The organism is Streptomyces sp. NPDC015131, assembly GCF_043079975.1.
Lineage (GTDB): Bacteria > Actinomycetota > Actinomycetes > Streptomycetales > Streptomycetaceae > Streptomyces.
In genome coordinates this window covers 290,231-304,489 of the sequence record NZ_JBIBVB010000004.1, presented here as the reverse complement: position 1 = coordinate 304,489, position 14,259 = coordinate 290,231, and the positions used below count along the sequence as shown (strand labels likewise).

Genomic DNA, 14,259 nt, shown 5'->3' with positions numbered 1-14,259 from the left:
GTCCGGGCGTCCGGCGTGCTCCGCGTGGGACACGGGAGCGGTGGCCGGGCCCGCACCTCCTTCGGTGGTCGTCGGTCGGGACGGGGGGTCAGGCCGCGCCCGTCACGGCGGGCCGGGCGGCGAGCACCGCGGCGTACTCCTTCTCGGTGGCGGCCGCGACGCGCGCCCAGCCGTACCGGCTCAGCACCCGCCGGCGGCCGGCCGCCCCGCACGCCGCGCGCTGGGCGGGGTCGGCGAGGAGTTCGCCCACCGCGCGGGCCAGCGCGTCGGGGTCCCGGGCCGGTACGAGCCGTCCGGTCGCGGGGTCGTCCACGGTGTCGAGCTGTCCGCCCACGGCGCTGGCGACGACGGGCCGCCCGCATGCCATGGCCTCCAGCGGCACGATGCCGAACGGCTCGTAGTCCGCCGGGCAGAGCACCACGTCCGCGCCGCGCAGCAGCGGCGCCACCTCCTCGGGCGGTACGGCGCCGAGGAACCGGACGTGGGAGGCGACCCCGGCGAGCCGGGCGATCTCCCGCAGCCGGCGGACCTCCGGGTCGTCGTCCAGCCGGTGGGCCGGCGGGCCGCCCGCGATGAGCAGCTCGGTGCCGGGGAGCCGGGTGAGCGCCGTGATGGACACGGCCGCGCCCTTGCGGGGCACCAGGCGCCCGAGCTGGAGGAGCCGGTGGGCGTGGGTCCCGTCCCGGCCGGCGGCGGGGCCGTGCGGGCTGAACTGCTCGGTGTCCACGCCGCAGGGCACGACGGCGACCTTGGCGGCGGGTATCCGCATCCGGCCCAGTTCGTCGACCTCGTCGTGGCAGGTGGCGATGATCCGGTCGCAGCCCAGGCCGATCTCCCGTTCGCGGTCGACGCGTTCGGGCGGGCTGGTGTCGGCCTGCTTCTGGTGGCGCCGCTTCACCGTGCCGAGGGCGTGGTACGTGTGCAGGAGCGGCAGCCGGGCCTCGCGGGTCGCCCGCAGGGAGGCCAGGCCGGACATCCAGTAGTGCGAGTGCACCAGGTCGGGGGCCGGGCCGGTGCGCCACTCCCGGGCCATCCAGAGGCCGAAGTCCTCCATGTGGGGGAGGAGCTGGTCCTTGGGGAGGGCTTCGGGCGGTCCGGCGGGGACGTGGTGCACCGTGACGCCGGGGCGCAGCTCCACCCGGTCGGGGAGGTCGGGGGAGTCGCGGCGGGTGTAGACGGTGACGCGGTGGCCGCGGTCGGCGAGGGCGCCGGCGAGGCGGGCGACGTGCACGTTCTGGCCGCCCGCGTCGACGCCGCCGAGTGCGGCGAGCGGGCTGGCGTGCTCCGAGACGAGCGCCACGGACAGCGGCCGGGGCCCGCCGGCCGCCGCGCCGCCGGGACCGCCGCCGTTCAGGAGGCGCACCGGGTCGCCCAGCGCCCGGTCGCCCAGCACCGGGTCGCCCAGCACCGGGTCGCCCAGCACTTCGTCCACCTCGCCGCCGGCGAGCGTCGCGTCGAGCGTGTCACCGAGCGCCTCGTCGAGCGTCCCGGTGTCGGCGGGCCGGCGGCCGGGCCCGGTGTTCAGGGGGTTGAGGGATGTCATGACCGCACCTCCGTCATCACGCGCTCCCAGTCGGCCAGGAAGCGCTTCAGCCCGTACCGTTCGAGCGCCGCCTGACGGGCGCGGGCGCCGTCCTCGGCCGCGGCCTCCGGCTCGTGGCAGTAGTGGCGGGCGGCCCGCGCCAGCACCTCGGGCCGGGTGGAGAGGGTCCCGGCGCCCGGCGGGACCGCCTCGACGGCCTCGGTCGTGGCCAGCGCGACGACGGGCATGCCCAGGTGCATGGCCTCCAGCAGCGACAGGCCCAGCGACGTCCAGCGGATCGGGTGCAGGTACAGCCGCCGTTCCGCCATCGCCGCGTGCAGGTGGCGCTGCGGCAGTTCGTGACTCCGGCACCGCTCCCCGGACAGGCCGAGGTGGGCGGCGAGGCCCTCGGTCCGCATGCCGAAGACGTCCAGCGGCGCGGCCTCGGACAGGGCGGGCAGCAGGTCCGTCCCGGTGTGGCGGCCGCGCCGCACCGGCTCGTTGACGACGACCGCCGCCCGGGCGAGACGCCCGGTGTAGAGGTGGCCGGGGTCCACGATGCCGTGCTCGACCACCTCGGTGCGGGTGGTGCCATTGTCCCAGAACAGCCGGTTGAAATGAGTGACGTGAACGATCGTCAGGTCGTCGTGGTCGGCGTACGGGTGCCGGGTGCGCGGGACGTCGCCGTCGGGGGCGTTGTGTTCGAGGTACACCGCCGGGACGTCCCGGCCGGGCCGGCGTCCGCCGAGCCACCGCTCGGCCAGGTCGCGTTCGTGGGGCCGCTGGAGGACCACCAGGTCCACCGGCGTGTCCCGCAGCTGTTCGGGTGTCACCTCGCGCACCGAGTCGGGCCAGGTGAAGGTCTGGGCCCGGCCCAGCCCGTCCGGGCCCCGGTCGGGGGTGACGGGCACCAGGTAGGTGTGGGGTCCCTGGACGAACGCCGTCGTCCAGGACCCGTGCACGTGCCACAGCAGGATGTTCATCAGCCGTCCTCCCGCCGTCACCGCGCGGCGTCGTCGGTGTCGTCGGAGCGGAAGAAGTCCCCGCGGCGCACCGCGTACGGGCCGATGGCCAGCAGGTCGACCGGCGAGGAGCCGAAGCACTCCAGGGCGTCGCGCGGGTCGTCCACCATGGGCCGGCCCGCCGTGTTGAGGCTGGTGTTGACCACCACCGGCAGGCCGGTGCGCCGCTCGAACTCGGTGAGCATCCGCGCCACCAGCGGTTCGGTGCGCCGGTCCACCGTCTGGATGCGGGCGGTGCCGTCGACGTGCACCACCGCCGGGATGCGCTCGCGCCAGCCGGGCGCCACGTCGTGGGTGAACAGCATGTACGGGCTGGGGATGACGCCGTCGAAGATCTCCGCCGCCCGGTCGGCCAGCACCATCGGCGCCACCGGCCGGAACTGCTCGCGGCCCTTGACGTCGTTGAGCCGTTCCAGGTTCCCCGCGTGGCCCGGGTGCGCCAGCAGCGAGCGGTGCCCGAGCGCCCTCGGCCCGTACTCCGAACGCCCCTGGAACCAGGCGACGATCGCGTTGTCCGCCAGCGCCCCGGCGACGGTCTCGGCGATGTCCGCCGGCCGGTCGAAGGGCACCGCGGCCGTCTTCAGCCAGGCGCCCAGCTCCGCGTCGGACCAGTCGCGCCCCAGGTCGGCGCCCGGCATGGGGGCGGGGTCGTCGCCGCCGCCCGCGGCGAGCAGCAGCGCCCCGCCCAGCGCCGTACCGGCGTCACCGGCGGCCGGCTGGACCCACACCCGGTCGAAGGGCCCCTCGCGCGCGATCCGCGCGTTGGCCACGCAGTTGAGGGCGACGCCCCCGGCCAGGGTGAGCAGCCGGTCGTGGGTCTGGCCGTGCAGCCAGCGCACCAGGTCCAGCAGGGTCTCCTCCAGCACGGCCTGCGCGCTGGCGGCGGTGTCCGCGTGCTCCTGCGTCCACGCCTCGTCGGGGCGGCGGCGCGGGCACAGCTCCGCCCACGGCACCCCGGTGGCGCGGAACCCGCCGTCGCCGGTGGGGTGCACATGGCGGCGCAGCTCGGCCAGCATCCGCGGCCGGCCGTGGGAGGCGAGCGCCATCACCTTGAACTCGTCGGACGAGCGGAGGAAGCCCAGGTGGTCGGTCAGCTCCTCGTAGACGAGGCCGAGGGAGTGCGGCAGCTCCTGGGAGCGCAGCGCCTCCAGCCGGTCGTGGACCCGCCGCGCCGCCAGGTGCGAGGCCCGCTCGCCCCGGCCGTCGAGGACCAGGACCGACGAGGTGCCGGCGTCCTCGGCGGCGAAGGCGCCGGAGGCCGCGTGGGCCATGTGGTGCGGGACGAAGCGGACGATGTCCGGGTCCAGGCCGGGCAGCGCGGCCCGGAGGAAGCCCGGCGCCTCCCGGGCGTACGTCCGGCGCAGGTGGTCCCAGGGGTCGTCCAGGCCCATGTCCTCGGCGGGGCGGGCCAGTTCGGGGTCGAAGGAGTACGCCACCGCGTCCAGGTCCTGGGGGCGCAGCCCCGCCCGCTTCAGGCACCAGGCGGCGGCCTGCTCGGGCATTTCCCAGGCGGAGAACGGCACCGGGCGCTTGCCGTGCTTGCGGCGGGAGAAGCGCTCCTCCTCCGCGGCGGCGACGGTCCGGCCGTCGACGACCAGCGCGGCGGCCGGATCGTGGAAGAGGGCGTTGATTCCGAGAATGCGCATGGGGGCCTGGCCTTTCGGCGAGTGGGGGAGGGGACGGGGCGCGTGCGGGGTCAGCCGCGGGAGCCCTCGTGGTCGCGGAACCAGGCGATGGTGCGCCGCAGACCCTCGTCGGCGTCCACCTGCGGCTCCCAGCCGAGCTTGTCGCGGGCGAGGGTGATGTCCGGGCAGCGCACCGCGGGGTCGTCCGTCGGCCGCTCGATGAAGCGGATCTCCGAGTCGGAGCCGGTCAGTTCGATGACCAGGCGCGCCAGCTCCAGCATGGTGATCTCGGTGGGGTTGCCGATGTTCACCGGGCCGCGCAGGCCGTGCGCCGCGGCCGCGAGGATGCCGCGCACGGTGTCGTCGACGTAGCAGAGGGACCGGGTCTGCCGCCCGTCGCCGGTGACGGTGAGGGGCTCGCCGTCCAGCGCCTGGCGGACGAAGGTGGGGACGGCCCGGCCGTCGTGGCCGCGCATCCGGGGCCCGTAGGTGTTGAACAGCCGTACGATGCCGGCGTCCGTGCCGTGTGTTTCGGCCTCGGCGGTGGTGAGCGCCTCACCGAACCGCTTGGCCTCGTCGTAGACGCTGCGCGGGCCGACCGGGTTGACGTTCCCCCAGTACCGCTCGTTCTGCGGGTGCTGCTGCGGGTCGCCGTACACCTCGGAGGTGGAGGCGAGGAGGAATCGGGCCTCGGCGCGGTGGGCGAGGGCCAGCGCGTGGCGGGTGCCGGAGCTGCCGGCCTCCAGGGTGTGCAGCGGGAGGCGCAGGTAGTCCGCGGGCGAGGCGGGGGACGCGAAGTGCAGGACCAGGTCGGGGCGGTGGTCGACGGAGAAGGGCTCCGAGACGTTGGCCTCGACGAGGGTGAAGCCCGGGCGGCCGAGCAGCCCCGATATGTTCTCCGGCCGTCCGGTGCTGAAGTCGTCGACGCACGTGACGGCGCTGCCCGCGTCGAGCAGGGCGTGGCACAGGTGCGAGCCGACGAAGCCGGCGCCGCCGGTGACCACGGCATGCTGCCATCTGCGGGCGGAAGCGGTGTCCATTCGGTCTCCTCCGGACAGGGCGCGCGAGGCGCGAACGGCGGGCGAGTGCCCACCGCACCTGTCACCAGGCTCGGCCGAACGGGGGCCGGGGGCGCGGTGGTGTGCGCCGTTGGGGTGGTCGCGGAGGGTGAGGCGGTACGGGGGCGGGGCCCACGCGGCCCCGGAGTGCGGTCCGGCGGCGCCGTCCCCGGGCCCCGGGGGCGGGCGCCCGGGGTCAGTAGGCGACCGTCTCGCTGGTGATGAAGTCCGCCAGGGCCGGCAGCCCGCCCTCGGCGAGGGCGCGGCGCTGCTGGTCGGCCGGGGTGCCCTGCTGGAGCAGGCGGTGCACCAGGGAGGTCACCTCGCGGGTGTCGCCCGCCTCGTCGAGGGCGGGCGTGACGTGGTCGAGCATCATCACCAGGACGTCACCGGCCCGGCGGGCGCGCCCCTCGGGGTCGACGAGCAGGCCGCTGAGGCCGTGCCGGGCGGCGTGCCAGTTGGCCGCCTGGAGCAGCTCCGGCGGGCACTCGGGCAGCGGGAGCCCCGCCTTCTCCTCGCGGATGGCGGTGGCGATCAGCCCGCGCACCAGTCCGGCGAACATCACCGCGGCGTCGGCCCGCAGCTGGACGTCCGCGCAGCGCACCTCGACCGTCGGGTACTTGTCGGACAGCCGGGCCTGCCAATACAGCTGGCCGGTGTCGGTGATGATCCCGGTGTCCAGCAGGGTCTGGACGCGGTTCTCGTGGTCGGCGAGCGAGGTGAAGCAGGGCGGCGGCCCGCTGACCGGCCAGCGCCCGAAGACCACCGTGCGCCAGCTGGCGAAGCCGGTGTCCTTGCCGTCCCACATCGGGGAGTTCGCCGACATGGCCACCAGGACCGGCAGCCAGACCCGGATGCGGCTGAGCACGGCGACGCCCGTCTCCCGGTCCGGCACCGCCGCGTGCACGTGCATCCCGTTGACGAGCTGCTCGGCCACCAGCTGGGGGGCCTGGGTGCGCATGGCGAGATACCGGGCCTTCTGCGTGACCGGCACCGGCGCGACCTCCCGGTAGGGGGCGGTGGCGCACGCGGCGATCCGGCAGCCGTTCTTCTCGGCCGCCGAGGAGAGGGCGTGCCGCAGCCGCAGCAGGTGCCCGCCGGCCTCCTCCAGGTCGGTGCACACCGGGGTGGCGACCTCCACCTGCGCCTGCAGCAGCTCCGACTGGACCTCGGCGTCCTCGACGATCGGCTCCAGTCCGGCCGCCGCCCGCACCTGGTCCGCGAGCGGGACCGGCAGGCACGTGTCCGGGTCGAGCAGCAGGTACTCTTCCTCGACCCCAATGGTGATCATGCCGTCCCGGGTACCCGCGGAAGCCCCGGATGAATCGGCTGTGTCGGCCATGCGCTCGTCCCGTCAGCTCGTCCCGGCAGTGCGCGGCTCACGACGCCCGCGCGGTGTCCCCACCGCGCCGATCCGGCTCCCGCCGGTCACGGGACTCGTCATGGCCGGGCACCTCCGGGTGGTCGGACAGGGCCTTCAGGACGTCCTCGGGCCCGATGCGCAGCAGCCGGGGGTCCGGCTCCCGCCCATGGGGGTCGCCCGGTGGACCCGGGTGCCACAGCGCCACGTGCCGCGTACCCGGCGGAGGCCCCCACAATCGGGGCGAAACCGGTCCGAAGAGCGTGACCGACGGGGTGCCGTACGCCACCGCCAGGTGCGCCACCCCGGTGTCGCCGCTCACCACCGCCGCGGCCCCCGCGAACAGGGCGCTCAGCCGGTCGAACGGCAGCCCGCCCGCCAGCACCCGCAGGGCGCTCCCGGGCGCCCCGCCCACCCCCGCCACCACCCGCTCCAGCAGCCCGTCCTCACCCGGCCCGCCGGTCAGCGCCACCCGGTGCCCGCGCCGCAGCAGCTCCCGCACCACCATCGCGTACCGCTCGGCGGGCCAGCGCCGCGCCCCGGAGTCGGCGCCCGGGTGCACCACGAACGCCCCGGGGGCCGGAGACGGCACCGCCGGGGGCGGCAACCGCAGGTCGGCGGGGTCGGCGGGCAGGCCGTACCACTCCAGCAGGCGGCACCAGCGGACCCGCTCGTGCTCCCCGGCCCGCCACACCGGCCCCGCGATCTCCGGTGTGCCCGGGTGCGCGAAGGCCAGCAGCCGGCCCGGCCGCGTCCGCCGCAGCAGCAGATGGCTGGACGGGCCGCTGCCGTGCAGGTCCACCGCCACCTCCGGCGGCGGCCCGGTCCAGTCCAGCCGCACCGGCACGGCCCGGCCGGGCGCGGCCGCCGGCAGCAGCCGGTCCACCGCCCCGCAGGCCGCCGCGGGCGCCGCGAGCACCTGCGGCGCGGCCAGCACGATCTCGTACGCCGGGAAGACCCGCCGCAGCGCCCGCAGCGCCGGGACGCCCGCCAGCAGATCGCCCAGGCCCAGCGCCCGCAGCACCAGCACCCGGGGCCTCACGCCCCGGCCCCCAGCAGCTTCTCCACGGCGGCCAGCACGTCCTCCGCCGTCACCCCGTCCAGGCACGGATGCCCCGGCACCGGGCACTCCCGCGCCCGGCTGAGCGCGCACGGCGCCTGCTGGTCGCCGAGCAGCACGTACGGCACCCCGTGGGGGCCCCAGCGCTCCGCCGGGACGACCGGCGAGAACAGCGAGACGACCGGGGTGCCGACGGCCGCCGCCAGGTGCGCCGGGCCGGTGTTGCCGACCACCACCGCACCGGCCGCCGCCAGGACCGCGGCCAGCTCCGGAGGCCGGGTCCGGCCGCCGAGGTCCAGCCCGTCCCGGCCCGCCACCAGCGCCGTCAGCTCCCGCTCGCCCGGGCCGCCGGTCACGACGACCCGGTGCCCGGCACCGGCCAGCAGCCGCACCGCCTGGGCGCACCGCTCCGGGCTCCACCGGCGGGCCGGGACGCTCGCCCCCGGGTGGACCACCACGTACGGCCCCGGGCCGGTCAGCTCCGGCGCCCCCGGGGCGTGCCGGACGCGCAGCCGCCCGTCGTCCCCGTCCGGCGCGGGAAAGCCCGCCGCCACGGCGAGGTCCAGCGCCGCCCGCGCCTCGTGGGCGCCCGGCGCCCGCCGGTGGCGCAGGTCCAGCAGCGAACCGGGTGCGTCGACCGAGTCGGCCGCGACGTACGGCACGCCCGCCATGCGCAGCAGCAGCGCGGCGGGCAGCGGCGACTGGTGGAAGGAGGTGAGGACCAGGGCCCGGTCCACCCGCGCGGCGGCGAGCCGGCCCACCAGCCGGTCGACGGAGGCGCGTTCCACCGGGGGAGGGTCGAAGCCCACCCAGGGCGCCTCCCACACCATCACCTCGTCCACCCCGGGCAGGAGCCGCGCGGCGGGCGCCCCGCACGGACCGCACAGCACGGTCACCCGGTCCGCCCGCCCGGCCACCGCCCGTACCGCGGGCCCGGCGAGCAGCACATCGCCGAAGCTGTCCAGGCGCACCACCAGGGCCCTCACCGGACACCCCTGGGCGCCGCCCCGCCGGCCCGCGCCACACCGTCCGCGTCCGCCCCGCCGGCCCGTGCGCCGTCCAGGGCCCACCGCACCGCGCTCAACAGGTCGCCGCGGACCAGCGGCGCGGACGCCACCTCACCGGGCAGCGTCCGCGCGGTGGGGACCAGCACCGCCCGCGCACCCGCCGCCAGCGCCGCTTCCACGTCCGCCCCGATGTCACCGATCACCACACAGTCCGCCGGGCGCACGCCCAGCCGCCGCGCCGCCTCCAGCACCAGGCCGGGCGCCGGCTTGCGGCAGCCGCAGTGGTCCTCCGGGACGTGCGGGCAGTGCACCCACACGTCGAACGGGCCGGTCAGCTCCTCCACGCGCGCGTTGACCGCCCGGACGTCCGCCTCGGTGAGCAGGCCGCGCCCGACACCGGACTGGTTGGACACCACCCCGGCCCGCACCCCGTGCTCCCGCAGCGTCCGCAGGGCCTCGCGCGCCCCGGGCATCAGCCGCACCTTCGCCGGGTCGCCGTTGTACGGGACGTCCACCACCAGCGTGTCGTCCCGGTCGAACAGCACCGCCGCCGGGCGCCTCACAGGACGCCGTCCCAGCTCCCCGCCGACCGGTGCCGCCACTCACCGGCCAGCCGGTGCCAGGTCGCCAGTGCCGGGATCACCGCGCTGGTCGCGGCCATCGCCATGATCTCCCCGGCGGTCCCGGGGCCCGGCGCGATCCGCGCCCGGGCGAACTCCGCGGTGCCCAGCGCCCAGCCCGCCGCCGCCAGTGCCGCGGCCCGCCGCCGCCCGGCCGCCGCCAGCACCACCGCGCCCAGACCCGCCGCGGCGACCGCCGCGTGCCGCCTGATCCGCCCGCGCGGCGCCGACGCCCGCTCCCACCAGTCCGGGCCGTGCAGCCGCCGCATCAGCGCGTCGTCGGCGTTGCCCCGCTGGAGCCGCACCGACACCCACCGGCCGGCCGGCCGCACCGGGTGGTCGGTGCGCCGCTCCCCGCGCACGATGCGCCAGCCCGCGCCGATCACCCGCAGCGCCAGGTCGGCGTCCTCGCGGAACGCCCGGGGGAACCGCTCGTCGAACCCGCCGACGCTCTTCAGCGCCTCCGTGCGGTACGCCATGTCGGCGGTCGCCCACAGCGCGTCCTGGAGTCCGGCCGTGTTGCGCTCCCAGTCGGTGGGGCGCCGGTCCGGGGGCAGCGGCACCCGCAGCACGCCCTGCACGCCGCCGGTGTCGGGGCCCGCCTCCGCCAGGTCGCGGGCCAGCTGCTCGCGCCAGTGCGCGCCGACCCGTACGTCGTCGTCGAGGAACACCGTCCACGGCTCGTCCACCGCGCGCGCCCCGGTGTTGCGGGCCGCCGCCGGGCCCCGGCCGCCGCCGCGCAGCACCACCGCGCGGTCCCCGAGCCCGCCCAGCGCGTGCAGCGGCAGCGGGTCGCCCGGCGGGCCGGGCCGGTCGTCCACCAGCACGATCCGGCTCGGCTCCGGGCCCTCGCAGGTGGCGAGGGCGGTGAGGCAGTCGGCGAGGCAGGGGCGTCCCACGGTGGGGACGACCACGGCGTACGAGGCGAGCGAGGGGATCATGTGTCCGCGTCTCCACAATCCGGTCCGGTTCCACCGTGGCGTACGGAAATGCCCACGTCCGGTCACTTTATGCGGATGTGTCCCGCCCCGCCCTCCGGTTGGCACCCCGGGGCGGGGCCGCGCGGCCCCCGGCTCAGCCCGTGAGGTACCGCTCCATCCAGTCCGCCGCCCTCCGGCGGAACAGCCGCCGGTTGTCGGCCCGGCGGAACTCGTGCCCCTCCTCGCGCAGCACCAGCAGCTCCGCCGCGTGCCCCCGCTCCCGGGCCGCCCGCACCACCTGCTCCGACTCGCCCGGCGGCACATTGGTGTCGTGCTCGCCGTGCACCGCCAGCAGCGGGACGCGCAGCTCGTCGATCCGGCTCATCGGGGACAGGGACCGCAGCAGCTCCCGGTCGCGTACGGGATGGCCGTACTTGTGCGCCGCCGACTCCGCGATCCACGGCTCCGTCCCGGCGAAGAAGGTGGCGAAGTCCGACATCCCGCACACCGCCACCCCGGTGCGGAACAGATCCGGGTGCCACATCAGCGACGCCAGCGTCAGGTAGCCGCCGTAGGAGCGGCCCATCACCGCGAGCCGCGACGGGTCGGCCCGGCCGGTCAGGACCAGGTGCGCGGCGCAGTCCGCCACGTCCTGGATCGCCGCGAACCGCCCCGTCCCCAGGTCGGCGTCCACGAAGGACCGGCCGTACCCCGACGAGCCGCGCACATCGGGCGCGAACACGTCCAGGCCCCGCCCGGTCAGCTCGTGGTACAGCGGCTCGAACACCGGCCGCTCCTGCTCCTCCGGGCCGCCGTGCAGATGGATCACGCACGGCGCCGGCCGCCCCTCGGCCCGCCCCGGCGCCCGGTAGTACCAGCCGCCCAGGACCAGCCCGTCCCGGGCGGTGGGCCGCAGCGGCGCGGGCCGCACCGGGGAGCGCCCGGGCGGGACGGCGTCCTCGTCCCGCGACGACCACGGGGTACGGGCGGGGAAACCGGCGCGCGGCAGCCACCACACGCCGGGGCGGCGCTGCGACCCGGCCAGGGCCAGCACCAGCCCGCCGGGGCCCGCCCGGCCGATCCGGGTCACCACCTCGTGCGGCAGCGCGACGTCCCGGGCGGCCGGCGCGAGCGCCCCGCGCGGCAGCGGCAGCGTCTGGAACGCGGTGGCACCCCGCACGTTCCACGCCAGGGCGGCCGTCCGCCCGTCCTCGCCGAACGCCAGCAGCTCCAGGTCGCAGCCCTCCCGCTCCGCCGCCACCGACAGGCCGGTCCGCCGCCCGTCCTCGTCCAGCCCGACCGCCAGCAGCGCCGCGAACTCCCGGTCGTGGTCGCTGCGCAGCCACACCGTCCGCCCGTCCGGCGCGAACCGGCCGATCCACGGGTCGCCGTCCGCCACCCGCAGCACCGCGCCGGTGCCCAGGTCGGCGGTGCGCACCACCACGGCCTCCCGCCGGCCGCGCGGACCCCGGCGGACCAGCGCCAGCCGCCCGTCCTCGCCGATGTCGCACACCCGCAGGGTGGCCGCACCGCTCTCGGCGGCCACCAGCACGGGCGACACCGCGCCGTCGGGGTCGACCAGATAGGCGCTGAGCCGGTCCCGTACCGCCCCGTCCGGAGCCGGCCCGGGCACCGGCGGCCCGACCCGGCCGCGGTGGGCACCGCCCAGCAGGGTGGCGGCGCCGTCGCGCTCGGCCCAGTCGGCGGGCAGCTCGCCGAAGCCCGGCGCCCGGTCCTCCGGAGGCTCCTCGCCGCCGGGGGAGCCCCCGGTGAGCGGGGCCTTCGGCGGGGGCTCGGCGACGGTCACGGCGAGGGCCGCCCCGTCGCGCGTCCAGCACCCCAGGTAGGCGGAGGTCCCGGCGTCCGCCCCGGCCACGATGCGCCGCCCGGTGCCGTCCGGGCGTACGCACAGCACCCGGGTGTGCTCCCCGCCGCCCGGGGCGACGGTGTACGCGATCCAGCGCCCGTCGGGCGACCACGCCACCTCGGTCACCGGGTCGGGGTCGGCGTCCAGCAGGTGCAGGTCACCCGCGTGGCCGCCGTCCCCGGCCGGGCCGGTCCACAGCTGCGGCACCCCGGTGCGGTCGCAGATGAATGCCACGTACTCGCCGGTGGGGTCGGCCGACGGGTACCAGCAGCCGTGCGAGACGAGCGGCTGGGGGGTGTCGCGCGGGCCGGCCGTGTCGGCGAGCGGCACCAGGAGAGGTGCCGCCGACGTGGCCCCGGTCAGCTGATCCTGTGCGTTTGCAGCCATATCTCCAGCAGCGCCACGTGCCACAGGGCGTTCGCCCCGCGCCTGGTCCGGTGGTCGTCGGGGGCGGCCAGCAGCTCGGCGAGGTACTCCTCGCGGAAGATCCCGCGCTGCCGCGCCTCGGGGGCGTGCAGGGCTTGGCGCACCCGTTCCAGTACGGGACCCGCCATGTGACGGATCGCGGGCACCGGGAAGTACCCCTTGGGCCGGTCGACCACCTCGCGGGGCAGCAGCTTGCGGCCGGCGTCCTTCAGGACGCCCTTGCCGCCCTGCGCCAGCTTCAGCTCGGGCGGGCAGGCCGCCGCCAGCTCCACCAGCTCGTGGTCGAGGAACGGCACCCGGGCCTCCAGGCCCCAGTCCATGGTCATGTTGTCGACCCGCTTCACCGGGTCGTCGACCAGCATCACATGCGTGTCCAGGCGCAGCGCCGCGTCCAGCGCGGTCTCGGCGCCGGGCTCCGCCATGTGCTCGCGGACGAAGCGCGCGGAGACGTCGTGGTCGGTGAGCAGGTGCGGCTGGAGGATTCTCGCCATGTCGGAGTGCGGCCGGTCGAAGTACACCTCCGCGTACCGCTCCGGCTCCCGCTCCCGCTCCACGTCCGCCAGGTCGGGGTACCAGCGGTAGCCGGCGAGCACCTCGTCGGCGCCCTGCCCGCTCTGCACGACGCTGACCTCCTTGGAGACCAGCTCGGACAGCAGGTGGAAGGCGACCACGTCATGGCTGATCATCGGCTCGCTCATCGCCGCGACCGCCCCGTCCAGCGCGGTGGACACCCGGTCGGAGGGCACCATCAGCTGGTGGTGGTCGGTCTCGTACCGCCGGGCCACGAGGTCCGAGTAGAAGAACTCGTCGCCCTCCTCGCCGCCCTCCGACTCGAAGCCCACGCTGAACGTCGCCAGGTCCTTCTGGCCCTCCTCGGCCAGCAGGCCCACGATCAGCGACGAGTCGAGCCCGCCGGAGAGCAGCACGCCCACGGGCACGTCGGCGACCATGCGGCGGCGCACCGCCGTGCGCAGCGCGTCCAGCATCGCGTCCCGCCAGTCGGCGGCGTCCATGCCCGCGTACTCGGGGCGCCGTGTGTAGGACGGCTGCCAGTAGCGGTGGTCGGTGTACGAGCCGTCCGGCTCGACCACCCGCACCGTCGCCGGCGGCAGCTTGCGCACCCCGGTCAGGACGGTCCTGGGCGCCGCCACGGTGGCGTGCCAGCTGAGGTACTGGTGCAGCGCGACCGGGTCCAGCGACGTGTCGACGCCACCGCCCGCCAGCAGCGCGGGCAGCGTCGAGGCGAACCGCAGCCGCCCGGGGGAGTGGGAGAGGTACAGCGGCTTGATGCCCAGCCGGTCCCTGCCCAGCACCACCCGGCCCGTGTCGTTCTCCACGATCACGAACACGAACATGCCCTTGAAGCGGTCGACGCAGTCGGTGCCCCACTGGCGGTACGCCTTGAGGACGACCTCGGTGTCCGAGGTCGAGAAGAACCGGTGGCCCAGGGCGCGCAGCTCGTCCCGGACCTCCTGGTAGTTGTAGACGCACCCGTTGAAGACGCCGGTCAGCCGGGCCTCCGTGTCGGTCATCGGCTGGGCGCCGCGCTCCGAGAGATCGATGATCTTCAGGCGCCGGTGCCCCAGGGCCACGGGCCCCTGCGACCAGATGCCCCGGCCGTCCGGCCCGCGGGCCGCCAGCCGGTCGGTCATGCGCTCCACCGCGGCCACATCGGGCCGGCGGTCGTCGAAGCGGATCTCACCGCTCAGCCCGCACATCGGGCACCCCCCATCACGCCCGGGACCTCGACGTCCTCCTCAACCCCACGCGAA

The 14,259-nt window shown here is 76.6% G+C and carries 11 protein-coding genes; all 11 read right to left on the bottom strand.

From position 1 onward, the window contains the following. Positions 1–88: 88 nt before the first annotated feature. Complete coding sequence (locus ACF08D_RS17355; protein WP_392223472.1) at positions 89–1,543, bottom strand: glycosyltransferase; 1,455 nt, start codon at positions 1,541–1,543, stop codon at positions 89–91. Continuing rightward, positions 1,540–2,505: a glycosyltransferase gene (locus ACF08D_RS17350; protein WP_392223471.1), complete on the bottom strand. Its 966-nt coding sequence runs from the start codon at positions 2,503–2,505 to the stop codon at positions 1,540–1,542. Before ACF08D_RS17350 ends, ACF08D_RS17355 begins: the two co-directional genes overlap by 4 nt. Positions 2,506–2,522: 17 nt before the next feature. Further along, the gene (locus ACF08D_RS17345; protein WP_392223470.1) at positions 2,523–4,190 is read right to left on the bottom strand and encodes a carbamoyltransferase; all 1,668 of its coding nucleotides are present in this window, start codon (positions 4,188–4,190) and stop codon (positions 2,523–2,525) included. Between the two features lie 50 nt (positions 4,191–4,240). Beyond that, complete coding sequence (locus ACF08D_RS17340; RefSeq protein ID WP_392223469.1) at positions 4,241–5,209, bottom strand: NAD-dependent epimerase/dehydratase family protein; 969 nt, start codon at positions 5,207–5,209, stop codon at positions 4,241–4,243. 214 nt (positions 5,210–5,423) lie between these two features. After that, a complete protein-coding gene (locus ACF08D_RS17335; protein ID WP_392223468.1) occupies positions 5,424–6,518 on the bottom strand; it encodes a glutamate--cysteine ligase in 1,095 nt (364 codons plus the stop codon). A gap of 88 nt (positions 6,519–6,606) precedes the next feature. Further along, positions 6,607–7,629, bottom strand: coding sequence for a glycosyltransferase family 9 protein (locus tag ACF08D_RS17330; RefSeq protein ID WP_392223467.1), 1,023 nt, complete (start codon positions 7,627–7,629; stop codon positions 6,607–6,609). Continuing rightward, positions 7,626–8,633: a glycosyltransferase family 9 protein gene (locus tag ACF08D_RS17325; RefSeq protein ID WP_392223466.1), complete on the bottom strand. Its 1,008-nt coding sequence runs from the start codon at positions 8,631–8,633 to the stop codon at positions 7,626–7,628. The genes ACF08D_RS17330 and ACF08D_RS17325 overlap by 4 nt, the downstream gene beginning before the upstream one ends. Beyond that, entirely contained in the window at positions 8,630–9,217 is a 588-nt protein-coding gene (locus ACF08D_RS17320) for a D-glycero-alpha-D-manno-heptose-1,7-bisphosphate 7-phosphatase (RefSeq protein ID WP_392223465.1), read from the bottom strand. The genes ACF08D_RS17325 and ACF08D_RS17320 overlap by 4 nt, the downstream gene beginning before the upstream one ends. Then, the gene (locus ACF08D_RS17315) at positions 9,214–10,215 is read right to left on the bottom strand and encodes a glycosyltransferase family 2 protein (RefSeq protein ID WP_392223464.1); all 1,002 of its coding nucleotides are present in this window, start codon (positions 10,213–10,215) and stop codon (positions 9,214–9,216) included. The genes ACF08D_RS17320 and ACF08D_RS17315 overlap by 4 nt, the downstream gene beginning before the upstream one ends. A 133-nt stretch (positions 10,216–10,348) precedes the next feature. Then, on the bottom strand, positions 10,349–12,448 hold the full coding sequence (locus ACF08D_RS17310) for a S9 family peptidase (protein WP_392223463.1): 2,100 nt from the start codon (positions 12,446–12,448) through the stop codon (positions 10,349–10,351). Beyond that, the gene (locus ACF08D_RS17305; RefSeq protein WP_392223462.1) at positions 12,421–14,205 is read right to left on the bottom strand and encodes an N-acetylglutaminylglutamine amidotransferase; all 1,785 of its coding nucleotides are present in this window, start codon (positions 14,203–14,205) and stop codon (positions 12,421–12,423) included. Before ACF08D_RS17305 ends, ACF08D_RS17310 begins: the two co-directional genes overlap by 28 nt. Positions 14,206–14,259: the final 54 nt, after the last annotated feature.

Bases quoted from the DNA above. Each gene is read 5' to 3' on its own strand.
- ACF08D_RS17355 (WP_392223472.1), bottom strand. From the start codon at position 1,543: ATGACATCCCTCAACCCCCTGAACACCGGGCCCGGCCGCCGGCCCGCC.
- ACF08D_RS17350 (WP_392223471.1), bottom strand. From the start codon at position 2,505: ATGAACATCCTGCTGTGGCACGTGCACGGGTCCTGGACGACGGCGTTC.
- ACF08D_RS17345 (WP_392223470.1), bottom strand. From the start codon at position 4,190: ATGCGCATTCTCGGAATCAACGCCCTCTTCCACGATCCGGCCGCCGCG.
- ACF08D_RS17340 (WP_392223469.1), bottom strand. From the start codon at position 5,209: ATGGACACCGCTTCCGCCCGCAGATGGCAGCATGCCGTGGTCACCGGC.
- ACF08D_RS17335 (WP_392223468.1), bottom strand. From the start codon at position 6,518: ATGATCACCATTGGGGTCGAGGAAGAGTACCTGCTGCTCGACCCGGAC.
- ACF08D_RS17315 (WP_392223464.1), bottom strand. From the start codon at position 10,215: ATGATCCCCTCGCTCGCCTCGTACGCCGTGGTCGTCCCCACCGTGGGA.
- ACF08D_RS17310 (WP_392223463.1), bottom strand. From the start codon at position 12,448: ATGGCTGCAAACGCACAGGATCAGCTGACCGGGGCCACGTCGGCGGCA.
- ACF08D_RS17305 (WP_392223462.1), bottom strand. From the start codon at position 14,205: ATGTGCGGGCTGAGCGGTGAGATCCGCTTCGACGACCGCCGGCCCGAT.